Annotated in this window: 19 protein-coding genes; 11 read left to right on the forward strand and 8 right to left on the reverse strand. The window is 70.7% G+C overall.

Annotated elements, in window-relative coordinates; genetic code table 11:
* The first annotated feature begins 114 nt into the window (after window positions 1-114).
* Both HUW53_RS13595 and HUW53_RS13600 read left to right on the forward strand, forming a co-directional pair.
* Window positions 115-753, forward strand: a complete 639-nt coding sequence (locus HUW53_RS13595) for a histidine phosphatase family protein (RefSeq protein WP_237346308.1) — start codon at window positions 115-117, stop codon at window positions 751-753.
* Between the two features lie 168 nt (window positions 754-921).
* The gene (locus HUW53_RS13600) at window positions 922-1,674 is read left to right on the forward strand and encodes a hypothetical protein (RefSeq protein ID WP_237346309.1); all 753 of its coding nucleotides are present in this window, start codon (window positions 922-924) and stop codon (window positions 1,672-1,674) included.
* 100 nt (window positions 1,675-1,774) lie between these two features.
* On the opposite strand, the gene HUW53_RS13605 is transcribed toward HUW53_RS13600, so the two are convergent.
* Entirely contained in the window at window positions 1,775-3,085 is a 1,311-nt protein-coding gene (locus HUW53_RS13605; RefSeq protein ID WP_237346310.1) for a hemolysin family protein, read from the reverse strand.
* 159 nt (window positions 3,086-3,244) lie between these two features.
* Here HUW53_RS13605 and aroC point away from each other — a divergent pair, with 159 nt between their 5' ends.
* On the forward strand, window positions 3,245-4,357 hold the full coding sequence (gene aroC / locus HUW53_RS13610; RefSeq protein WP_237346311.1) for a chorismate synthase: 1,113 nt from the start codon (window positions 3,245-3,247) through the stop codon (window positions 4,355-4,357).
* Window positions 4,358-5,062: 705 nt separating this feature from the next.
* Window positions 5,063-5,863, forward strand: coding sequence for a cupin domain-containing protein (locus HUW53_RS13615; RefSeq protein ID WP_237346312.1), 801 nt, complete (start codon window positions 5,063-5,065; stop codon window positions 5,861-5,863).
* Here HUW53_RS13615 and HUW53_RS13620 read toward each other — a convergent pair.
* Window positions 5,853-6,446, reverse strand: a complete 594-nt coding sequence (locus tag HUW53_RS13620; RefSeq protein ID WP_237346313.1) for an HXXEE domain-containing protein — start codon at window positions 6,444-6,446, stop codon at window positions 5,853-5,855. The two genes, HUW53_RS13615 and HUW53_RS13620, sit on opposite strands and share 11 nt — an antisense overlap.
* Entirely contained in the window at window positions 6,443-6,673 is a 231-nt protein-coding gene (locus tag HUW53_RS13625; protein WP_237346329.1) for a hypothetical protein, read from the reverse strand. Before HUW53_RS13625 ends, HUW53_RS13620 begins: the two co-directional genes overlap by 4 nt.
* Here HUW53_RS13625 and ribB point away from each other — a divergent pair.
* Both ribB and HUW53_RS13635 read left to right on the forward strand, forming a co-directional pair.
* Window positions 6,649-7,956: a 3,4-dihydroxy-2-butanone-4-phosphate synthase gene (gene ribB / locus HUW53_RS13630; protein ID WP_237346314.1), complete on the forward strand. Its 1,308-nt coding sequence runs from the start codon at window positions 6,649-6,651 to the stop codon at window positions 7,954-7,956. The genes HUW53_RS13625 and ribB overlap by 25 nt on opposite strands.
* 281 nt (window positions 7,957-8,237) lie before the next feature.
* On the forward strand, window positions 8,238-9,059 hold the full coding sequence (locus HUW53_RS13635) for a DUF1194 domain-containing protein (RefSeq protein ID WP_237346315.1): 822 nt from the start codon (window positions 8,238-8,240) through the stop codon (window positions 9,057-9,059).
* A gap of 9 nt (window positions 9,060-9,068) precedes the next feature.
* Here HUW53_RS13635 and fni read toward each other — a convergent pair whose 3' ends face one another.
* Entirely contained in the window at window positions 9,069-10,139 is a 1,071-nt protein-coding gene (gene fni / locus HUW53_RS13640; protein ID WP_237346316.1) for a type 2 isopentenyl-diphosphate Delta-isomerase, read from the reverse strand.
* Between the two features lie 385 nt (window positions 10,140-10,524).
* On the opposite strand from fni, the gene HUW53_RS13645 reads away from it, so the two are divergent.
* The 4 genes from HUW53_RS13645 to HUW53_RS13660 all read left to right on the forward strand — a co-directional run bounded on the left by HUW53_RS13645 (window position 10,525) and on the right by HUW53_RS13660 (window position 14,276).
* Window positions 10,525-11,490: a polyprenyl synthetase family protein gene (locus HUW53_RS13645; RefSeq protein WP_237346317.1), complete on the forward strand. Its 966-nt coding sequence runs from the start codon at window positions 10,525-10,527 to the stop codon at window positions 11,488-11,490.
* Complete coding sequence (locus HUW53_RS13650; protein ID WP_237346318.1) at window positions 11,487-12,482, forward strand: ABC transporter ATP-binding protein; 996 nt, start codon at window positions 11,487-11,489, stop codon at window positions 12,480-12,482. Before HUW53_RS13645 ends, HUW53_RS13650 begins: the two co-directional genes overlap by 4 nt.
* Entirely contained in the window at window positions 12,482-13,681 is a 1,200-nt protein-coding gene (locus HUW53_RS13655; RefSeq protein ID WP_237346319.1) for an ABC transporter permease, read from the forward strand. Before HUW53_RS13650 ends, HUW53_RS13655 begins: the two co-directional genes overlap by 1 nt.
* Before the next feature lie 100 nt (window positions 13,682-13,781).
* Entirely contained in the window at window positions 13,782-14,276 is a 495-nt protein-coding gene (locus tag HUW53_RS13660) for a sterol desaturase family protein (protein ID WP_237346320.1), read from the forward strand.
* Between the two features lie 1,258 nt (window positions 14,277-15,534).
* On the opposite strand, the gene HUW53_RS13665 is transcribed toward HUW53_RS13660, so the two are convergent.
* The 4 genes from HUW53_RS13665 to crtY are packed head-to-tail and all read right to left on the reverse strand — an operon-like array spanning window position 15,535 to window position 20,406.
* Entirely contained in the window at window positions 15,535-16,800 is a 1,266-nt protein-coding gene (locus HUW53_RS13665) for a glycosyltransferase (protein WP_237346321.1), read from the reverse strand.
* A complete protein-coding gene (locus tag HUW53_RS13670; protein WP_237346322.1) occupies window positions 16,797-17,732 on the reverse strand; it encodes a phytoene/squalene synthase family protein in 936 nt (311 codons plus the stop codon). The genes HUW53_RS13665 and HUW53_RS13670 overlap by 4 nt, the downstream gene beginning before the upstream one ends.
* The gene (locus HUW53_RS13675; protein ID WP_237346323.1) at window positions 17,729-19,252 is read right to left on the reverse strand and encodes a phytoene desaturase; all 1,524 of its coding nucleotides are present in this window, start codon (window positions 19,250-19,252) and stop codon (window positions 17,729-17,731) included. Before HUW53_RS13675 ends, HUW53_RS13670 begins: the two co-directional genes overlap by 4 nt.
* A complete protein-coding gene (gene crtY, locus HUW53_RS13680; RefSeq protein ID WP_237346324.1) occupies window positions 19,249-20,406 on the reverse strand; it encodes a lycopene beta-cyclase CrtY in 1,158 nt (385 codons plus the stop codon). Before crtY ends, HUW53_RS13675 begins: the two co-directional genes overlap by 4 nt.
* 584 nt (window positions 20,407-20,990) lie before the next feature.
* On the opposite strand from crtY, the gene HUW53_RS13685 reads away from it, so the two are divergent.
* Window positions 20,991-22,175: a GGDEF domain-containing protein gene (locus tag HUW53_RS13685; RefSeq protein ID WP_237346325.1), complete on the forward strand. Its 1,185-nt coding sequence runs from the start codon at window positions 20,991-20,993 to the stop codon at window positions 22,173-22,175.
* Window positions 22,176-23,323 lie beyond the last annotated feature (1,148 nt).

Here is a 23,323-nt window from a genome sequence, read left to right on the forward strand (position 1 = left end):
GACGCCGCGGCCGCCAGCCCTGACACCCCGAACACCAGGCCCCGGCGCCCGCCCGCCGGGAGCCGTCGCACCGAAACGGGCAACGTGGACCCGATGATGGGCGAGGCCTCGACCATGACATCTTCCGCCAGCGCCGCGAGCGAATCGGCCATGGCCGCCACCGCCGAGGTAACCCGCCGCTTCTTCCTGGTGCGCCACGGCGAGACCGACTGGAACGTGGCCGGCCGCCTGCAAGGGCGCCGCGACGTGCCGCTGAACCCCCTGGGGCGCATCCAGGCCGGCCGGGTGGGGCGGGTGTTGCACCAGCTCGCCGGACCGCCGGAGCTCTTGACCTTCGTATCAAGCCCGCTGGTGCGCGCCACCGAGACCATGCGCATCCTGCGCACCAGCCTCGACCTGCCGGCCCACGACTTCGCCACCGACATCCGCTTCGCCGAAATCTCCTTCGGCCAATGGGAGGGCCAGACCTGGCCCGAGCTGCGCCGCCGCGACTTCGAGGCCGTGCGCCAACGTGACCGCGACCCCTGGAGCTTCGTGCCCCCCGGCGGCGAGAATTATGTAGACCTGTCGCGTCGCATCCTCGCCGCCATCGCGCGGCTCGCCGGCGATGTGGTGATCGTCACCCATGGCGGCGTCATCCGGGCGGCCCTGCATGTGCTCGCCGGCATGCCGCCGGAGGAAGCCGCCGGGCTCCCGGTGCGCCAGGGGGCGGTCTATGTGGTCGCCGGCGGACGCTTCGCCGTCGCCGGCTGAGGACCCCCGCGGCAGCCTCCCTCGGTGCCACTGGCACTTTTCTTGCTGCGACACATCGCCCGGACCCGTGCTGTCGCGAAGGCGACGCGCGTCGGTCCCGGCCGGGCCACCGGCCCGCCCGTCCCGAACACCCGTTCTTTCTTCGCTTCCATATTCCAGGGGATTTCCATGACCGACATGGCCGAGCTGCAAAAGCGCAAGATGCCCCTCAACCTGGCCATCGTGCATGTGGATCCCGATGCGTTCATCGCCAATTACATGCCCTGGCTGGAGATCACGAGCTACATCATGGCCGAGCGCGCCGGCGAGCCGGTGGCCCCGGTGGACGGCAAGACGCCGGCGCTGACGCCCCAGCAGCTCGCCACCGGCGGCGTGCACAATGTCGGCAACGACACCGTCTTCGCCTTCGCCATGACCGCCGCGCTCAAAGGCGACACCGCCGCCGTGGACACGGTGGAAGCCGCCCTCGTCGCCGCCATGGGCAAGGAATATCCGGGCAATTTCGCCCTCTGGCACTTCCGCGCCCAGATCGACGCGCCGCAGACCCTGGAGGATTTCGTCGGCCAGGCGGGCAAGAAGATGCTCGCGGGCGACATCCCCCCGCCGCCCATGCGCGCCAAGGAGAACTGGAACGCCGGGCTGCGCTTCTTCGAGAAGGCGCGCAAATCCAATTTCGTCAGCGAGATCATGTTCCCGCTCGCCAAATGGACGCGGGAGAAGTGGACCGAGACCCAGGAGAAGGGCATCGCCTTCATGGCCCACATCGAGGACAACGTGCCCCTGCTGCGCGAACTGCTGGAAGACCCCCGCAACGATCAGGCCTTCATCGCCAACATGCTCCTGAAGATGGCGCCGGCGGTGGAGATGGAATTGACCGACGAATACCAGGGCTTCCTGCGCTCGCTCGCCCGGCGGGATTGAGCCGCCCCTCCCGCCCCGGCGGCAAGAAAACAGACCTCCCAAGAAAACGAGCGCCCTACGCGGGCGCCCGTTTTGATTCGTCACCGGGCGCGGGGAAGCCTCACTCCCCCGCCGTCTTCTGGCGGTGCAGGACATGGGGGCGCGAGACCAGCAGCTTGTCGATGCGCCGCCCGTCCATGTCCACGATCTCGAAGCGCCAACCGTGGGCATGGAACACCGCGCCCTCCTCCGGCAGCTCCTTGATGCGCGACAACGCGAAGCCGGCCACCGTGTGGAAGCCCTCGTCCACCGGCAGATCCACATCGATCAGCTCCATCAATTCGTCGATGGGGGTGTCGCCGGCCACCAGATAGGAGCCGTCCTGCCGCTCCACGATGTTGCGCTCGGCCTGGGTGTCCACCGGCACGGTGGAGGTAATGGCGTCGAGCAGGTCGTAGCCGGTCACCACGCCGACCATGTCGCCATATTCGTCCACCACGATGCCCATGGGCACCTGCGACCCGCGCAGGATGCGCATGGCTTCCAGCGCGCCCACGGTCTCCACCAGGAACGGGGCCGGCTGCACGAAATCCCGCGGGTCGGGGTCCTCCCCCTTGAGATAGGCGTCGAGCACGCGCTTGGCCTGGATGACGCCGATGGTCTCCTCCGGCGAGCCCTCGCAGGCGGGCAGCCGCGAATGGGGGGTTTCCAAGAGTTCGGCGCGCACCTCGTCCGGGCTCTTGGAGATGTCCACCCACTCCACATCCGGCCGCGGCGTCATGATGGCGGTGACGGGACGATCCGCGAGGCGCATCACCCCCGAGATCATGCGCCGCTCGGCGGGGTCGATGACGCCCGCGCTCTCGGCCTCGGTGATGATGGCGCGAATCTCCTCGTCGGTGACGGCCGAATCACGGTCGCCGCCCTCGCCCATGAGGCGCAGCACGAGGCGGGTGGAGGCGTCCAGCAGCCACACCGCCGGCGCCGCCACCTTGGACAGGCTCACCATCAGCGGCGCCACCATGCAGGCGAGCCGCTCCGGATCCCGCAGGGCGAGGCGCTTCGGAATCAGCTCGCCGATGACCAGCGAGACATAGGTGATGGCGGCCACCACGGCGGCATAGCCCACCGGCCCGGCGAAGCTCGCCGGCATGCCGGCGTCGCGCAGCATGTCGCTGAGCTGGGCGCCGAGACTGGCGCCGGAGAAGGCGCCGGCCACGATGCCGATCAGCGTGATGCCGATCTGAACCGAGGACAGGAAGCGGCCGGGGTCGGCCCCCAGCGCCAGCGCCGCCCGGGCACCGGAGCGGCCGCGCTCGGCCATGAGCTTCAGCCGCGCGGGCCGGGATGAAACAATGGACAATTCCGCCGCCGCGAGCACCGCGTTCAACAGCACCAGGGCGACAACGATGAGGATTTCAAGGAAAGGCATGGCGGGAAATGGGGCTCCGTCGCCTTCTTCCTATCACTTTCAGCGCCCCATCGCACCTTCCGAGTGACATTATCGCACGATAATACCATCATGATGGCGGAATGGTTTCCAACGCGCGCGTTGTCGTCTATTGGGCGCGTTGGAGAACAAGGTCGCGTCATGTCGTTCAATACCTTCGGGCACCTCTTCCGCGTCACCACCTTTGGCGAGAGCCACGGGCCGGCCATCGGCTGCGTGGTGGATGGGTGTCCGCCCAACCTGCGCTTCACCCTCGAGGAGGTGCAGTCCGCCCTCGACCGGCGCCGTCCGGGCCAATCGCGCTTCACCACCCAGCGCCGCGAGCCGGACCAGGTGAAGGTGATTTCCGGCACGCTGGACCATCCCATGGGCGGGCTCGTCACCACCGGCACGCCCATCGCCATGCTGATCGAGAACGTGGACCAGCGCTCCAAGGACTATGCCGACATCGCCGGCGCCTACCGGCCTGGGCACGCGGATTTCACCTACGACATCAAGTACGGCATCCGCGACCACCGCGGCGGCGGGCGCTCCTCGGCCCGCGAGACCGCCATGCGGGTGGCGGCGGGGGCGATCGCGGCCAAGGTGCTGCCGGGCGTCACCGTGCGCGCCGCCCTCGTCCAGATCGGCAACATCCCCATCGACCACACGCGCTGGAACTGGGACGAGGTGGGCAACAACCCCTTCTTCTGCCCGGATGCCGAGACCGTGCACCTGTGGAGCGACTATCTCGACGCGATTCGCAAGAAGGGCTCCTCGGTCGGCGCCATCGTGGAAGTGGTGGCCGAAGGGGTCCCCCCCGGCCTCGGCGCGCCGCTCTATGGCAAGCTCGACGCGGAACTGGCCAGCGCGCTCATGGGCATCAACGCGGTGAAGGCGGTGGAGATCGGCGAGGGCTTCAACGCCGCCCGCCTCACCGGCGAGGAAAACGCCGACGAGATGCGGCGCGGCAACGCGGACCATCCCCTGTTCCTCGCCAACCATGCGGGCGGCATCCTGGGCGGCATCTCCACCGGGGCGCCGATCGTGGCGCGGTTCGCGGTGAAGCCCACTTCCTCCATCCTCACGCCCCGGCTCACGGTGGACAGTTTCGGCGACGAAACGGAGCTGTTCACCAAGGGCCGGCACGACCCGTGCGTGGGCATCCGCGCGGTGCCGGTGGGCGAGGCGATGGTGTCGTGCGTGCTCGCGGACCACATGTTGCGCCATCGCGGACAGGTCGGCACGCCACCCCAATGGCCGTTCACGCGATAGACCAAGCCGACGGACTTCCCCTGCGATAGGGCCTCCATCGCGGCGCCTGACGGCGAGGTCCGTTGCCAAGGTCCGCGTTCCATCGGCACCGATCTGCAGCGCACCGGCCGGGGCCGGCGGACGTCCACACCCGGCCTTTTCCGCCCTCCGGCGACGAACACCCACGCGTTCGCCGCACCCCGACCACGCGACTCCGGCTTGAGCAAGGCCCCTCGAGGGGCTTCACGCTTTTGATTTGACGCTTTGATCTTTCGCATCCGATCGGTCCGAAAAGTCCGCGCGTTCCAGGCCCGGCCCTAACTTGACGCGTAAGACATTGATACGCATTGCCAAGTTCGCGGTCGCGACTGCGGCCGGCAACACGGAACGTCAAGATGACTGACCTGCCGGAGCCGATCGTGGGCACGAACGGGGCCACCATCACCGGTCGCCGCAACCCCGCCGTCGAAGCGCAGAACCCCGATCTCCTCATTCCGCCCGCCACCGACAATGGAGGTATTGCGAACCTCAAGTTCCCGTTCGCCATGGCGCACAACCGCCTGGAGGATCGCGGCTGGGCGCGCGAGGTGACCATCCGCGAGCTCGGCGCCCTCAAGGAGCTGGCGATCGTGAACATGCGCCTCGGCCCCAGCGTGGTGCGCGAGCTGCTGGCACAAGGAGGCCGAATGGGCCTATGTGGTCCAGGGCCGCGTGCGCTTCTAGCTGGTGGACGACCAGCTTCAGGTTCTGGTGGAAGACCTCAACCCCGGCGGCCTGTGGCTTGCGCCCGCCGGTTTCCCCCACGCCATCCAGGGCCTTGAGGAGGGCACCGAGTTCGTCCTGGTGTTCAACGACGGCAACTTTTCCGAGAACCAGACCCTGCTCGTCACCGAGTTGTTCGCCCATACCCCGCGCGCGGTTCTGGCGAAGAATTTCGGCGTGCCGCAAAGCGCCTTCGAGGGTCTTCCGGCGCCCGAGAAATACATCTTCCGCATGCCCGTGCCTAGCCCGATCGCGGACGTGCGCAAGCAGCTTGGCGCCGCCTCCATGACCGGGAAATACGTGTTCCGCGCCTCCGAGGTGCCGCCCAAGTCGTTCGCCGGCGGGGCCACCAAGATCATCGATTCCAAGACCTTCGAAGTCACCAACATGGCGGCGCTCATGATCGATTTGGAGCCGGGCGGCATGCGCGAGATCCATTGGCACCCCAATGCGGACGAGATCCAATATTATCTCGGCGGCAAGGCCCGCATGACCGTGTTCGACGCGGTGAACAATGCTCGCACCTTCGACTACAGCTCCGGCGACGTGGGCTATGTGCCGAAGATGCTGGCCCATTACATCGAGAACGTCGGCAACGAACCCATGCGCGTGCTCAACGCGTTCAATAAAGGCGAATACAAGGACGTTTCCTTGAACCAGTGGCTGGCGCTGACCCCGAAAGACCTGGTCAAGGGCCACCTCAACGTCGGCGACCCGCTGCTCTCGTCCCTGCGCCAGGGCTACAGCCCCGTCGTCAAGGGCTGATCGCGGACGGCGGGGCGCGTCCCGGCTCCCCGCCCCGGACCTGAGCCGCTCGGGCGGCATTGCGCTTCACCACCGCGACGATGCCCGCGTGCACCAGCACCGCCACCGCAAGGCCGAACAAATGCTGCGCCGTGGTCGCCGGCACCGTGACGAGGCCGAGGATGCCGAACGGGATGAACAGCGCGACGCCGGTGCCCAGCCCCGGATTGTAGCCGCGCAGGGCCACCGCCATGCCCACATGGGCGATGCCGTTCAAAAGGATGAGATAGAGCGCGCACAGCCCCCAGCCGGGCGCCAGCCACTGGGCGGCATAGAGGGCCAGAAGATTGATGCCCCACACGCCGGGCAGGTTGATCCACAGCACGTCGGCCACCGTCAGCGCCTCGACACCGAACACGCGGCTGTTCACATAGGTCCGGAAGCGGTCGCCGAAGTGCTCCTCCACCTGATGCAGCATATAGAGGGGTCCGGCGAGATAGATGATGCGCTCGGCCCCGCCGGGCACCACCGGCACCACCAGCAGCAGCGCGCCGCACATGAACATCGCGCCGGTGACCCAATGGACCGCGAGCCAATCCTTCATCGTCCGCCCCTCCGCGCGCTGCGCGCCGCTTGCTGCTTGCCGCTTGCCGCTTGCCGCTTGCCGCTTGCCGCTTCGACGGTGACGCCATTCATTCCATCCCGCAAGCGGCCAGGGACCGGCAGGCCGTTTTCGACGAATTTCACTGATGCTGAACTTTTGAAAATTTCATTGCGAGTGAAATTGGCGATGATATGCTGGCGCCATGAAGCTCGCGGACTGGCTTTCAAGCACCGGCACCAAGCGCAGCGCGTTCGCGCGGCAGGTGGGGTTATCCCCCGCCAGCGTCACGTCTTTGTGCAATGACGAGAGGGCCTGGATCTCCCGCGAGACGGCCGAGAGGATCGCAGAGGCCACCGGCCACGAGGTGACGCCCAACGATTTCCTCGGTCTCCCTCCGCTCAGTCTCCGAGGTTCTCCCGTGACCGACAGTACCCAGTCCCGCGTCCAAGCCGCCATCGAAGCCTTCGCCCGTGGCGAGATCATCGTCGTGACCGATGACGACGACCGCGAGAACGAGGGCGACCTGATCCTCGCCGCCTCCCTGGCGACGCCGGAGAAGATGGCCTTCATCATCCGCAACACCTCCGGCATCGTGTGCGCGCCGCTGCCGCCGTCCGAGGCGAAGCGGCTGCGGCTCGATCCCATGGTGTCCAATAACGACGCCCCGCTCGGCACCGCCTTCACCATCTCCATCGACGTGAAGCACGGCACCACCACCGGCATCTCCGCCGAGGAACGCACCAACACCGTACGCGCCCTCGCCAACCCCAACATGGGGGCGGCGGATTTCGTGCGACCCGGCCATGTGTTCCCGCTCATCGCCAAGGAAGGCGGCGTGCTCATGCGCTCCGGCCACACCGAGGCGGCGGTGGACCTGTGCCGCCTTGCCGGCGTGCCGCCGGTGGGCGTCATCTCCGAGCTGGTGAACGACGACGGCACCGTGAAGCGCGGCCCGCAGGTGTCCCAGTTCGCCGAGACCCACATGCTGACCCGGATCTCGGTGGCCGACCTCATCGCCTACCGCCAGGCGCGCGAGAAACTCGTCACCCGCGCCGCCGAATTTCCCGTGCCCACCTGCGTGGGCGAGCTTCAGGGCTACTCTTATACCACTCCGTTCGACGTGGTGAATCATCTCGCCTTGGTGAAGGGCCGGATCGGCGACGGCGAGAAGGTGCTCGTGCGCCTGCACCGGGCCGATCCCATCGGCGACGCCTTCGGCGGCGGCAAGTCGATTCAGAGGGCGCTGGAGCGCATCGATCAGGAAGGCCGTGGCGTGCTGGTCTATCTGCGCGACGGCACCGCCGGCGTGCCGGCGTCCGCCTTGAGCGGCGAGGTGACCTCTAGCGAGGCCGAGCGCGACCGCCATTGGCGCGAGGTGGGCCTGGGCGCGCAGATCCTGCGGGATCTCGGCATCGTCTCCATCCGCCTGCTGGCCTCCAAGGCCCGCACCTATGTGGGCCTCGGCGGTTTCGGCATCGAGATCGTGGACACCGAGACCCTCGAGCAGTGACCACGGGCGGCTGAGTCGCGACGAGGATCCATGGAGAATCCATGACCTCTGGCCCTTGAGCCCCGCCGCCCTGCGCAAAATTTGCGCAGGGCGGCGGGGCTCAACGCATTGTGACGATGGCGCGACACGCGTCACCGCGCTTGAAATCCTTCACCCATGCCGCTTTGCATCGCGCCCACCGCAACCAAAAGAGGCGGCTCACCTCTTTTGCCCCCGACCGGAAGGTGTCAGCATCATCGCGACGACATGTCGCGGCGGATGTGCGAAGGGGAGCGAAGGCGATGGGGACACGCAGGCTCTGGCATGGCGCGTGGCTGGCCGGCCTCGCCCTGGTGGCCGCGGATGCGGCGACGGCGGGCGAGGCGGGCACCACGCCGGTGGACCTGGAGCTGGTCCTGGCGGTGGACATCTCCTATTCCATGGACACCGAAGAACAGGCGCTCCAGCGCAACGGCTACGCGGCCGCCGTCACCTCGCCGGAATTCCTGCAGGCGCTGCGCCTCGGGCCCCAGGGCCGCATCGCGGTGGCCTATGTGGAATGGGCCGGCGAGACCGAGCAACAGGTGGTGGTGGCCTGGCGCATCATCGACGGGCCGCAGACCGCCCAGGCGTTCGCCGCCGCGGTGACATCCGCGCCCCTGCACCGGGTCTACCGCACCTCCATCTCGTCCGCGCTGCTCTACAGCGCCGATCAGTTCGACCTGAACGGGTTCAAAGGCCCGCGCCGGGTCATCGACGTGTCCGGCGACGGCGTGAACAACCAGGGTCCGCCGGTCGAGGTGGCGCGCGACGCCGTGGTCGGGCGCGGCATCACCGTGAACGGCCTGCCGCTGGTGATGAAGCGCGGCTCCGCCGCCGCCGTCGATGCGCCGGAACTCGACATTTATTACGAGGATTGCGTCATCGGCGGGCCGGGGGCGTTCGTGATCCCGGTGGAGCACATGTCCGAATTCGCCCGCGCCATCAAGACCAAGCTGGTGCTGGAGGTGGCCGGGGTGGTGCCGGAGCCGACGCCGGGTCTGGTGGTGCCGGCGGCGGCGGCCCGGCCGCGCGTGTCCTGCACCATCGGCGAGAAGATGTGGCTCGACCACTGGTCCAATTGAGGCCGTACCTCAAGCCTCGTCCAGCAGCGGCACCCGGCGCAGCGCCTCGAGATCGCGCGCGCCGGTGGCGAAGCACGCCACCTTGAGCTGATCGCGCAGGATCGTGAAATGCTCCACCACCGCCGCCGTGGACTCCATGGCGGCGGGCAGCACCGCCGCCGCCTGCCCGGCGAGATCGGCCCCGAGGCGGATGGCCTTGGCCACGTCCACCCCATGGCGTACCCCGCCCGAGGCGATGACCGGCACCGTGGGACATGCGGCGCGCACCAGCCGGATGGCGATGGCGGTGGGAACGCCCCAATCGGCGAAGGCGGCGGCCACGGCGCGGGTGCGGCCCTCGCCGCGCGCGCCTTCCGCCAGCGCCCAATTGGTGCCGCCGGCCCCGGCCACGTCGAGCGCGGCGATGCCCCGCGCCACCAGCGCCCGCGCCACCGCCGGCGACAGGCCGAACCCCACCTCCTTCACCACCACCGGCACCGCGAGCGCCGCCGCGAGCACGCCCAGGGCATCGAGCACCCCCCGCCAATCGCGGTCACCCTCGGGCTGAATGGCCTCCTGCAACGGATTGAGATGGATCACGAGGGCATCCGCCCCCACCATCTCCACCGCCCGGCGCGCCTCCTCCGGCCCGTAGCCGCGCACGAACTGGGCGGCGCCGAGATTGGCGAACAGCAGCACGTCCGGCGCGCGGCGCCGCAGCTCCGCGCCGAGCCCTGCCGCCCCGCCGCGCTCCAGGGCGATGCGCTGGGACCCGATGGCGAAGGCGATCCCCAATTCCTGTGCCGCTTCCGCCAGATGGATGTTGATGCGCTCCGCCCGCGCCGGCCCGCCGGTCATGGCGGATATGAGGAGCGGCGCGGCCAGGGGCTTGCCCAGCAGCCGCGTCGACAGATCCACCTCGTCCAACGCCAGTTCCGGCAGGGCGCAATGGACCAGGCGCACGGCGTCGAAGCCGGGGTCGCAGGCGCTCGCGGCATGGCCGGCGCGCACCACCTCGATATGATCGCTCTTGCGCCGCTGCGCGCCATCGGCCGCGGACGACGCGACATCGGGCGGCGGAACGAGGGGCGGAACGGGCATGCACAAGCCTTGGGGCTGGAGAGGCACGTCGAGGGGGAGCCGCATGCGGCCCCGGCGCCCCCCGGACGCGTCGTGTCCGGCGCGAACAGACGGAACGCAAGGCCGCTTCCGGCGGAACCGGCATCGGATTTTGATGTAGAGCATTTTCCGCCGCCGATGAACCGCCAAAATCAGCCCGGCGGGCGCCGTCTCGCGCCCGACAGCCGCGCACGCACCTTAATACCTTCAAAGCGATGCAGGTTTCACACAAGGCGGTCCGAACCGGGCCGGCGGTGCCGCCGCCTCTGGCATCGATGGGCGAGGAATGATCTAAAGTCGTGCGAGATACGCCCCCGCGGCCTTCTACCAGAGCGCGAGCGGGGCCGTTGAGATACGGATGTTCATCATGCGCAAGGCAAGCCGCGACGATGGCGCGGACGATGCGCCCGCCGCGCCGGCGGACGACGGCGCGGCGCGTCCCGGCGCGCGGGACCTGTCCTTTCTGCGCGCCATGGTGGATCGGCGCCTCGGCCTTCTGGTGCCGTCGACGGCGCTGCATCCGGCGGCGCTGCACGCGGCCATGCGGCACATTCTTTTGGCCCCCGGCAAGCGGCTGCGGCCGCTGCTCGCCCTGTCGGCGGCCTTGCAGCTCGGCGTCAGCGAGCATGCGGTGCTCGATTTCGGCTGCGCGGTGGAAATGATCCACGCCGCCTCCCTCATCATGGATGACCTGCCGTGCATGGACGACGCCGCCCTGCGCCGCGCCCAGCCCACCACCCATGTCGCATTCGGGGAGGATGTGGCTCTGCTGGCCGCCATCGCGCTGCTGTCGCGGGCGTTCGGGGTGGCGGCGGATGCGCCCGGCGTGAGCGCGCCGGTTCGGCTCGACGCGGTGGCGCGGCTGTCGATGGCGGTCGGCTCGCTGGGCCTGTGCGGCGGCCAGTTCGATGATCTGCGGCCTGCCGCCGGGCGGCCGGCGCGGGCCACCGAGGAGGTGAACCGGCGCAAGACCGGCGTCCTGTTCACCCTCACCGCCGAGATCGCCGGCCGGGTGGCGGACGCCAGCGCGGCCCGCATGGCGGACCTTGCCGCCTTCGCCGCCCATGTGGGACGCGCCTACCAGATCCTGGACGACCTGCTCGACGCCACCGCGTCCCGCGACGCCCTGGGCAAGGACGTGGGGCAGGACGCGGGCAAGGCCACCCTCATCGCCGCCCTCGGCGCCCCGCAGGCGCGCGCGCTGCTCGACACGCATCTGGCGCGGGCGGCCGAGGCGTCCCATCGGATCGGCCCCAATGACGAGGGGCACCAGCCGCTGCTGCTGTTCCTCGACGCCGCCTTCGGCGACCTGACGCGGCACCACGCGCCGTGAGCCCCTCCCACCTGCATCTCGTGGCGGCCCCGGCGCCACCGCAAGCCGGAGCGCCGACCGCCATCGCCAGCGCGCCGCCGCCGCTGGCGATCGAGGGCCTCGACGCCGGCTATGGCCGCACCCCGGTGCTGCACGCGCTGAGCCTGACGGTCCCGGCCGGCTGCGTCACCGCGCTTGTGGGACCGAACGGCGCCGGCAAATCCACGCTGATCCGCGCCATCTGCGGCCGTCTCGCGGTCAAGGCGGGCGCGATCGCCATCTGTGGCCTCCCCGCCGACACCGCCGAGGCGCGCGGGAAGATCGGCCTTGCCCCCCAGGACATCGCCCTTTACCGCGCCCTCACCATCGCCGAAAATCTCGCCGTGTTCGCCGAGCTGTCGGGGCTCAGTCCCTCGGATGGCCGCTTGCGGGTGGCGCAGGTGCTGGAGCGCACCGGAACGGCGGCCCGGCAGGACGAGCGCATCGATCGCCTGTCCGGCGGCTGGCAGCGGCGCGCCAACCTCGCCGCCGCCCTCATGGGCGCGCCGCGCCTGCTGCTGCTCGATGAACCCACGGCGGGGGTGGACGCTTCGGCCCGCGAGGCGCTCGCGGTCCTGGTCCGCGCCCTCGCGCACGATGGCCTGGCGGTGCTGCTCGTCACCCACGATTTCGAGTTCGCGGAACAGGTGGCCGATCGCGCCGCCATCCTCATGGGCGGGCACATGGCGCTCGAAGGCCCGCTTGCGGATCTCCTCGGCCAGCGCTTCGCCCATCGGCGCGCGGTGGAGATCACCTTCGCCGCCCCGCCGCCGGCATTGCGGGCGGAGCTGCTGGCCAGCCTCGGCCTCGCGACGGAGGGCGCGACCGCGCGCGGCCTCATCTCCGATTCCCCGCGCGCGGTGAGCACGCTGCTGGCGCGGCTGGACACCCTCGGCCTGCCGCCGCGCACCCTCACTCTGAAGACGCCGGGCCTTCCCGCCCTCTATGATGCCGTGACATCGGCGGGGGTGTGATGGGCGCGATCATGGGCGCCATGGCGCTGACGCTGCTGCGCGACCGGGGCGCGCTGGCGATGACGTTCGTGCTCCCGCCGCTGCTGTTCCTGCTGTTCGCGGCCATCTTCTCCGGTGCCGGAGGCGATGCCGGCGCGCTGAAGGTGGCCGCCGCGCGGCTCACCCCGGCGCCCGCCGCCGAAGCATTCCTCGATGCCCTCGCCGCCGCCCCCGACACGACGCTGCGGCTCGTCACCGGCGCGGATGCCGCGGCGCGGGTGGAAGCCCAGGTGCGGGATGGCCGCGCCGACGTGGGCCTGCTGGTGCGCGACGACCCCGGCATCGTCACCCCGGCATCCCCCCTCGTCATCGTCGCCGATCCGGGACGGGCGGTGGCGGCGGCCCTGCTGATGGCCCGGATCCAGACGCTGTTCACCACGGTTCTGCCGGGCATGGCGCTGTCGCGTGTGGCGGGGCAGGTTCAGGTGCTGGTCGGCCCGTTCTCTCCCGAACAGGCGCGGCGCCTGAAAGAGGCCGTCGCCCGCGCCCCCGAGCTGGTGGCCGGCGGCGGCGCCGAGCTGATGGCGCGCCAGAGCGTGGAACCGGCGCAGGGGCAGCCGGCGGTTACCTATTACGCGGGGGCGATCGCCCTGCTGTTCCTGTTGTTCAGCGCCGTGCAGGGGGCCGCCAGCCTGGTGGAGGAGCGGCGCAGCGGCGTGTTCGACCGCATCCTGATGACGCGAGGCGGCATCGGCGCTCTGGTGGCGGGCAAATTCGCCTTCCTGCTGTTGCAGGGGCTCGCCCTGCTGGCGGTGCTGTTCGCGGTGGCGCAGCTCGTCTATGGCGTGGACGCGGCCGGGCACCTTTGGTCCTGGCTGGTGGTCTCGGTGGCTGCCGCCGCTGCCGCCGCCGGGGTGGCGCTGCCGCTGGCCGCCGCCAGCCGCACCCGCCAGCAGGCGCAGACGCTGTCCACCTTCGTGGTGCTGCTGCTCTCCGCCGTCGGCGGCTCCATGGCACCGCGCTTCCTGATGCCGGAATGGCTCCAGCGCCTGGGTGACCTCACCCCCACCGCCTGGGGGATCGAGGCCTATCAGGATGCCTTGTGGCGCGGCGCCCCCCTCGACACCCTGCTGCCGGCGCTGGCGGTGCTGCTGGCCTATGGCGCGGCGGGCGCGCTCCTGTCGTTCTGGCTGCTGCGCCGGGCGGCGCGGCTGGGATAGGGGCGACATGCGCCATGCCTCGACCCGCGTTTTGACTTTCGCCATGGTGCCGGCGCCCGGTCGCGCCTAAAACGTCAGAACCTCCGAGGGAAAAGCCGCCATGGGCTTCGCCATCAACCTTTTGATCGTGCTTCTGACCGTGGCCGCCATGGAGGGCGTCGCCTGGTGGGCGCACAAATATGTCATGCATGGGTTCGGCTGGGGCTGGCACAAATCCCACCACGAGCCGCGCACCGGCCTGTTCGAGCGCAACGATCTTTATGCCCTGTTCTTCGCCGCCATCGCCATCGCGCTCATCTTCATCGGCCGCCATGGGGCCCCGGTGCTGTGGGTGGGGGTGGGCATGACGGCCTATGGCGCGCTCTATTTCGTGGCCCATGACGGCATCGCCCACCAGCGCTGGCCATTCCAGTTCGTGCCACGCCGGGGCTACCTGAAACGGCTGGTGCAGGCCCACCGGCTGCATCATGCGGTGGACGGCAAGGACGGCTGCGTGTCCTTCGGCTTCCTTTACGCCCCCCCGGTGCCGGCCCTGAAGGCGCGCCTGAAGGCCCTGCACGGCCCCGCCCTGAAGTCCACGCCCCCGGCAGAATGACCCCAAGCGGGTGAGCGCATCACGCACGGGCCTTCGGGGCATCCCGTTCCCTGCGCCGGCGCGCGCGACCGGCACGGCGCGAAAGCCGAAGCCGACAGGAAAAAAGGCGCGCACGGCGCCGCACCCTTCGGCGCGCGGAACCGGTCCGTGTGCCACCGGCTCCCATCGGCCCGACGGGATCACCTCGAAGCCCGGCACCCGGCCGGCTGAAGGCGCGGTGGACAAAGGGCCTGCGCGGATATCTCCCCCTTTGGAGCTGGTCCCCTGTGGTGCTGGCCTCATGTGGAGATGGCGCACCCGATCCGCTCCGCCGCGCCGCCGCCGTGCCCGGCCATATCCGCCGCCGGACGACGGGCGGTCGCGCGATCGCGGGGGCTGAGCAGGCTGTCCAGCGCCCACGTCAGCCGGGCCGGTACCGGCCCCCCGCCCGGCGGCACCCCCTCGGCCACGCCGGCACAGGTGAGGCGGGCCACGGTGGCCGGCGGCCATGGGCCGCGCCACCCCGGCGGCCACGGCAGCGCGCGCCGAAGTCACACCGCCATGAGGCACGCGAAACGCTCCCCCTCACCGCTGCGCCAATCGGCTTGCCGCGCAAGATGATCGGGCAACGGGTCGTCGCGCTGTAACGTGGAGAGCCATCCCCCACGCCGACAGGGTCCGTCCGCGCCGATCGGGCTCAAACGCCGCCCGCTCCAGCCACCGGAACAGCGAACAGGGCGCCGTGCCCCCGCCGCCCCGGCTCGACGCTGGCGGGGGCGCCCTCCCCGTTTCCGCTTGCCACCCGCGCGCGTCGCGGCACGAGGGCTTGGACCTGCACACTGGTCTTCACCGCCCCTGAGAATGCCCCCCAGCCACCGGAACAGCGAACAGGGCGACGCGCCCCCGCCGCCCCGGCTCGACGCTGGCGGGGGCACCCTCCCCGTTTCCGCTTGCCACCCGCGCGCGTCGCGGCACGAGGGCTTGGACCTGCGCACCGGTCTTCACCGCCCCTGAGGACGCTCCCGAGCCACCGCCACCCGCCAGCGACCCCGCTCCAGCCACCGGAACGGCGAACAGGGCGCCGCACCCCCGCCGCCCCGGCTCGACGCTGGCGCTCGGGTACCCTCCCCATTCCCGCCCGCTCGCGTCGCGGCACGACGGCGTGGCCTGCGCGAACGGCGCCAGCGGGAGCACCCCGGCCGTGCGGCCCCGAGCTCCATCCATCCGTTCCGCCCCTGCCACCAGGGCTTCGGAAGACCCCATCTCCCCGCCCCGGTCTTCACGGCCCGCGCGGATGCCCTCGGCCGACCGCGGCCTCGATCCGGTCCGCTGCGTCAGCGACGCCGCCATGCCCGGCCATGTCGGCCGCCAGACGACGGGCGGCCGCGCGATAACGGGGTTCGCGCAGCACGCCTTCCAGCGCCCGCGTCAGGCGGCCGGCGCCGGCGCGCCCGGCGGGCACCACCTCGGCCACGCCGGCAAAGGCAAGGCGGGCGGCGGTGGCCGGCTGCTCGAAGGCGATGGGCAGCGCCACCAGCGGCACCCCGGCGGCCAGGGCATCGAGCACGGTATTCATGCCGCAATGGAGCACCGCCGCCGCGCACTGCCGCAGAACCGCCCGCTGCGGCACGAACGCATGGACCTCGGCCACCGGGGCCAGCCGCGCCGCCTCGGCCGCCGAGAGCAGCCCGCCATGGGCGATGAGCAGCCGCGCCCCGCAGAGCGCCGCCGCCCGCGCCACCTTGGCGAACAGGTCGCCCCGCGCCCCCTGGAGGGTGCCGAGGGAGCAGAACACCAAAGGTCGCCCGTCCGCGCACGGCGGCGTCCAGGGCAAGGCGGCGATGTCCTCGCCGTCGCGCCAGGGCGCGCCGTAATGGAAGCTGGCGGGCAGCTCCAGGCGCGGAAAATCAAGCCCCGCCGGCATCTGGGCCACGGTCAGCAGCGGCGAGAAGCCCTGGTCGGCGTTGGGGTCGAGGCCGAAGGCGGCGCCGTGGCGCGCCAGCACCCGGCGCATGGGCGTCATCAGAAGATCGGTGACCCGATAGCCGCCCCGGTTGCGCACCCGCCCGCGCTCGGACGGATCGTAGGGCCAGGGCACGAATGGCGGCGGCACGCCGCGCTCGCGGTTGAGCGGCAGCGCGGTGGCGGTGGACACCGCCGGCAGTCCCAGATGCCGCGCCACCAGCACCCCCGCCGCCTCGGTCTGGTCGGCGATCACCGCCTCGGCGCCGATGGCCGCCAGCGCGCCCGGCAGGTCGCGGCACAGCATGTCGGTGATCCCCGCCGTCGCCCGCAGCATGGCGAGAAAGCCGAACAGGCCGCCGGGATGAGCGAGACGATCGAGATAGGCCCCAAGCGCGCCCGGCGGGTGGCTCGCCGGCCCCACCGCCGCGAAGCGCGCGTCTCGCCCCTCCACCAGGGCGGCGGCATCGGCCATGTGCGCGAACGTCACCTCGTGCCCGCGCCGGCCCAGCTCCCGCGCCAGGACCAGCAGCGGGTTGTAATGGCCCGGCAGGGGTGGCGCGACGACGGCGAAATGGGTCATCGCGGCCGGGTCCACAACTCCGCCGGCCGCGCCGGGGCGGGGGCGGTGAAGCGCGAGCCCACCGCCACCGCGACCCCGCCCGCGAGCAGGCCCAGCTTCTGCATCCGGCTGGTGGACACCCGCCCGTCCCAGGCGGCGGCGCCGCGCGCCCGCACGCCGCTGCCGATGGCCCGGTAGACGGCCCGCGCCGTGGCGACGGCGGCGGCCGAGCGCAACGGCAGCGCGCGGATGCCGATCCGCGCCTGATCGTAATAGGGCTCCGCCGCGTCCAGCAACCGCGCCACCACGCGGGCCACGGCCGCCCGCCGGGCCGGGTCCGCCACCGCGCCCGCCTCCACCCCTTCCGCCGCCAGAAGGTCGGCCGGCAGGTAGAGGCGGCAAAGGCCGGCATCCTCGATCACGTCGCGGCTGATGTTGGTGAGCTGGAAGGCGAGCCCCAGGTCGCACGCCCGGTCGAGCACATGCTCGTCCTTCACCCCCATGATGAGGGCCATCATCACCCCCACCACGCCGGCCACATGGTAGCAATAGCCCAGGGTGTCATCGAGCGTGCCATAGCGCCGGCCCTCCACGTCCATGCGGAAGCCGGCCAGAAGGTCCATGGGCAGGCGCGCGGGAATGGCATGGCGCGCCATCACCTCGGCCAAGGCGACAAAGGCCGGATGGGAGCCCGGCTGGCCACGGCAGGCCCGCGCCGTCTCCTCCTGGAGCGCGTCGAGCCGCGCCTGCGGCGTGGCGGCGGAGGCGACGCGCCCATGCCCCAGCACCTGCCCGTCCACCACGTCGTCGCAATGGCGGCACCAAGCATAGAGCATCACCGCGTCGGCGCGGGTGCGCGGATCGAACAGGCGGGCGGCGGTGGCGAAGCTCTTGGAGCCCTGGGCGATGGCCGCCTCGCTGGCGCCGAGCACGCTGCTGGCGGGCGCGCTCACGGACGCGACGCCCCGTCGGCGGCGAGATCGGCCAGGATCAGCCCCGCGGTCGCCTTGGCCGAGCCCACCACGCCCGGCACCCCCGCCCCCGGATGGGTGCCGGCGCCGGTGAAATAGAGGTTGGGGATGCGGTCGTCGCGATTGTGCGGCCGGAACCAGGCCGACTGGGTCAGGATCGGCTCGATGGAGAAGGCCGAACCATGGTGGGCATTCAGCTCGTCGCGGAAGCCGAACGGGGTGAGCATGCGCGTGGTGACGAGGCTCTCGCGCAGGCCCGGCAGCAGGCGCTGCTCCAGGTGGGCGAGGATGCGGTCGCGGTAGAGCGGGCCGATCCGCCCCCAGTCGAGGGGGGCCTTGCCCAGGTGCGGCACCGGCGAGAGCACATAGAAGGCGGTGCATCCGGCCGGCGCGAGGCTCGGGTCGGTGACGCTCGGCGCATGGACATAGAGCGAGAAATCCGCCGCCAGCCCCGGCCCCCTGAAGATGTCCCGGACCAGCCCGCGATAGCGCGGGCCGAACAGCACCGTGTGCTGGGCCAGGTTGCTCCAGGTGCGCCGCGCCCCGAAATAGGTGACGAACAGGCTCATGGAGTGCCGCTTGCCAGCGAGCCGCGCCCCCTCCTGCCGGCCGCGCGCGGTGTTGCGCAGCAGCGTGCCGTAGGTGTGCACCACATCCGCATTGGAGGCGACGAGGTCGCACGGCACCCGCTCCCCGCCCTTCAGCCGCACGGCGCAGGCGCGGCCCTCCTCCACCTCCACCTCGTCCACCGGGGTCGAGAGGCGAACCTGTCCACCCAGTTCCTCGAACAGGCGCACCATGGCCTTCACCAGCGCGCCGGTGCCGCCGCGCGGAAAGAACACGCCCCATTTGCGCTCCAGCGCATGGATGAGCGCATAGATGGAGGAGGTGGCGAAGGGGTTGCCCCCCACCAGCAGCGAGTGAAACGAAAACGCCTGCCGCAGGTGCGGCTCGCAGATGAAGCGCGCCACCATGGAATAGACCGAGCGCCACGCCTGTAGGCGCAGCAGCTGGGGCGCGGCCTTGATCATGTCGCTGAAATGGAGGAAGGGCACCGCGCCGAGCTTCAGATAGCCCTCCTCGAACACCTCCTGGGAATAGGCCAGGAAGCGACGATAGCCCTCGACGTCCTGCGGCGCGAAGCGGCGGATCTGCGCATCCAGCGCGTCCTGATCGTTCACATAGTCGAACGCGCGCCCGTCCCGCCACATCAGCCGGTAGAAGGGCGAGACCGGCATCAGCTCCACATAGTCGGCGAGCCGGCGCCCCGCGGCCTCGAACACATCCTCAAGGCAGGTGGGATCGGTGATGACGGTGGGCCCGCCATCGAAGGTGAAGCCGCGATCCTCGTAGACATAGGCGCGGCCGCCGGGCTTGTCGCGTTTCTCATAGAGGGTAGTGGCGAGGCCCGCCGCCTGCAGACGGATCGCGAGGGCGAGCCCGCCGAAGCCGGCGCCGATGACCGCGGCGGTGCGAGGGGGACGTATGGCATCGAGCATCATGCGGTCGTCGCGGCGCGTTTGGTCTCGGGGAGGCAGCGCGCGGCGCGCAGGATCGAGACCGGCGGCCGACCGGTCAGGATGCGGGCCTTGTCGGCGAAGCTGAGGCGATCGGCGTAGAAACGGGCGACCAGATCCTCGGACAAGCCGTAGAAGCGCTGCAGGATGATATAGCGCCGCTCGGGATCGGCCGCGCGGAACAACATGCGATTGAGCAGGCGGAAGAAGCCCCGCCGCTCCCAGGCGGCGATGGCGTGGCGGCGCATGGCGGCGGCCAGCGCCGGCCCGGACAGGTCGGGCAGCGTGCTCACATGCTCGGCCAGCGCCACCGCATCCGGCAGGGCATAGCCGGTGGTGGGATGAAACAGGGCGGCCCGCAGCCCGCTCCGGGCGACATGGGGGTGCCCATCGGCGAAATAGGCGCGGATGTCGCCGCCGAGGGCGATCGGCAACACGCCGGCCTCCTCGCGCACCACATAGTCGGGCACGAAGCCCTGGGCCTCCAGATAGGCGCCGATGCGGGCACGCACCGCCGCGCGCGGCAGCTCCGGCCCGTCGGCATAATAGGTGTCCTCCACCAGCAGGGTTTCGGCATCGAGCGGCAGCACATAGACGAAGCGATAGCCGTCCACCTGCGGCACCCGCGCATCCATCAGGATGGGCCGCTTCAGCCCATGGGGGCGGGTCAGGCGCACCTCCTGCCCCAGGAACTTCTGATAGCCGAGGTCAAGGTGGGGCGAGGGCGCGGCGCCGCGCCCGTCCACCACCGCGTCAGCCGCGATGCGGGTGCCATCGGCGAGCGTCACATGGAACGGCGCCACCTCCACGACCTCGGCCTGGGTGCGGATGCGGGCGCAGACGCGCTCGGCCAGCACCGTGGCCAGCTGCTCGGAGGTGACGGCGCCGTAATGGCCGGAGAGGCTGCGGGAGAAGGCGGGGAAATGCACCTCGTGCCCGATCCAGCCGAGCGCGCGGAACGGCGCGATGAAGGTGCTGCCGGCGGCATCGAGGTCGGAGGCATGGAACGACCAGGTGTGGTTGCCGCCCACGCTCTCGCCCGCCTCCAGGAGCGTGAAGCGCACCTGCGGCCGCCGCTCGAACAGGCGCGCCGCGATGAGGCAATTGGCCAACCCCGCCCCGACGAAAAGGATGTCCATGCGCCGGCTCCTCCCCGCCCGGGGCTACAGATCCGCCCCCTCTCGCATACCCCGTTCCCGCCGCCCGGACCAGCCTTTCAGCCATGGGGGCCAAGAGACAGGCCAAGAGACAGGCCAAGAGAGGGCCAAGAGAGGGCCAAGAGAGGGCCAAGAGACGGACCAAGAAAGGGAACAAGAGAGAGCAGAGCGGAGCCGCGCCTTGTGCACCGGCGTCGAGGGTGTGGCACCGTCGCCGCACCCGGTGCAAAACGCCGGCATTCCACCTTGGATATGCATCCGGACCCGGCGCGCCTTCCCTTTCACCCGCCCTCGTGTAAGCTGCCGGGCCATAATCCGCGCGTGTCTTCCGCGCGCCGCGGCTTGCGACCACCACTCCCGGCTCTCAAGGTCGCGCGCGGGGGCCGCAGGTGCGCTTCACGCGTCACGGGAACCGGTCGCCAGCGCTGGAAGACGTATCAAACGACTATGTCTACGCCTTTTTCACGCGGACGGGACTCCACTCCGCTTAAAAGGGCACACGCCTGATCCAGGCACCACGCGGGGTTCACGACCCTCCCGGACAGCCCTTGCCTCTGGACGCGAAGATGCGGTTGGACTTCCAGACCCTTTATGTCATCGTCCTGCTCAATTCGCTGAGCTATTGCGTGGTCTGGGCCGGCTTCGCCCATGTGCACCGCGACATTCCCGGCGCGCGATACTGGTTCGGCGCGGCGGTGATGACGACCCTCGGCGGCCTGCTCATGGCGGCCGACGGCTCGACCTGGGGCCGGGCCTTCATGATCGCCGGCAATGCGCTGGTGGTTGGGGGATTCGTGCTGGTATGGCACGGCATCCGCGCGTTCTACGGGTGCCGGCCGCGCTGGCGGATCGGCCTCGCCATCGTCGCCGGCGCGGTGCTGGCGGGGCTGCTCGCGGACCACAGCCGGGCCAGCCAGAACATCGCCTATGCCGGCAGCCAGCTGGTGCCGCTGGTGCTGTCGCTCACCGTGCTCTGGAGATGGGGGCGCGGCACGCTCGGCGCCTATGTGGCTGAGGCTGGCCTCCTCGTCGCCATCGGCGGGCATGGCGCGGAAGCCGCGCTGAACACCCTGCGCCTGCTGGGGCGCCTTTCCACCGAAGGCTATTACACCGTTGCCGCCGGCCTGTTGGTGGCCGTCATCGTGGGCGCCGGCCTGTGGTACCTCGGCTTTCTGCTGATGGCGGTGGACCGGCTGCGCCTGAAGCTCAACCGGCTCGCCATGTCCGACCCCCTGACCGAGCTGCCCAACCGGCGCCATTTCCTGGAAGTGGCGCAAGACGGCCTCAACCGCGCACGGGCAGATCAACAGCCCCTGGCCATCCTCTTGATCGACCTCGATCATTTCAAGGGCATCAACGACCGCCTGGGTCACGCCGCCGGCGATGCCTGCCTGCGCCATTTCTCGGCCCTGTGCGCCGCCAGCGCCGGATTGCGGAGCCTCGTCGCGCGCCTGGGGGGCGACGAATTCGCCATGCTGCTGGAGGACGCCCAGCCGAGCGACGCGGTGCAGGTGGCCGACGCCCTGGTGCGGGCCGTGGCCGCGACGCCCCTCCACTGGCGGGGCCACGCCATCTCGCTCACGGCGAGCGTGGGGATCGCGGTCCACGGCGCCGAGACCCTCACCCCGGAGGCCTTGATCGAAGCCGCCGACGCGGCCCTCTACGAAGCCAAGCGCCGAGGACGAAACGGCTTCACCCTGGGACCCGGCGCCGGTGGCGTCGCAACCGCAGGCCTCGGGATGCGAGCCTAAAAAGCGGAACCGGGGTCTATGAGCGCCCGCCGCGCGGGCGCCGGCAAACCCTTCCCCCGCGCGGGACGCCAGGGCATCCGCCGTTGGCGGTGGCCACGGCCGGAGCATTTTCGAGGGCGGTGGATTTCACTGTGCACGTGAAGCAAATGTGTGAATGCGAAAACTGAGAGCGGACGATGCGGGCCGGTCTGCACGGAACTTGCCCGAGCCCCGCAGACTTTGGCGTGGCCACGCCGTCATCACGCGAGCCCTGCGCCGTCTCGCCGAGCCATCTTGCCAAATGGTGGTCCAACCCGTGGATGTCTTGTGTTCCACGTCCGCGCGGACCGCGGCGGCGCGGGCGGATTCGGCCGGCGGGAACCGCACGCAAAGCCTTGCGGCTTCCACCACCAGCCCGCCCTTCGAGTGAGCCCAAGCGCCTCGCTTCGAGCAGCTTGCGGGCCGGCGGGCGGCGACCATGTCGTCGCGATCGCCGCGCCCCGCATTCACGCGCGCCGGCATGGGCCATGGGCAGACGCAGGCCAGCCGAGGCTTTGCAGCGGGCCCACCGGCGTGATCCGCGCCTGCGTCCCCGCGGAAGATGTCCGGGGCCGGCTCCCAAGTCCCTGACCCGGCGGCTCCGAAGCTTGGGCCGGCCCGTTCGGAGGGGGCGAAGTCCGGCGGCTGACAAGGGCCGCGCCCCTCCACACCACGCGCTCCAACGCGCGGCCCAAGGCGACCGGCCATCAGAGGCCGGACGCGGTCTCGCCCGCGCCCCTCCAGCGACGGGGCGCGGCGCAAGACTTTCTTCAATTAAATCAATTCATGGCCGTCCATTGCTACGGGCGTGACACGCACCGAGCAACTCGACACCGGGCCTGCGGACAGGCGCCACAGCCGAACATGACGAGACTGCCCGGCTGCCCCTCGCGCCCCGCCTCGTCTTTCGGATCGCTCGGCCTGAACACCCGCCGCGCGCGGGGCTCCGGGTTGACGGCCGGCACGGCGAGAGACGTCGATTTCGGGATATCAGGGCACCGCTGCCCCTCGCGGCGCCCGGCGATAGCCTGCGGCGCAGGGGGCCCACGGGGCCTTGATCGCATGGGCCACAACCGCCGGCGAAAGGAGCCACAGGCCCGACTTGGGGGCCCGACTTGGGGGCCCCGGGG

Source organism: Xanthobacter agilis, from assembly GCF_021730435.1.
Taxonomy (GTDB): Bacteria; Pseudomonadota; Alphaproteobacteria; order Rhizobiales; family Xanthobacteraceae; genus Xanthobacter; species Xanthobacter agilis.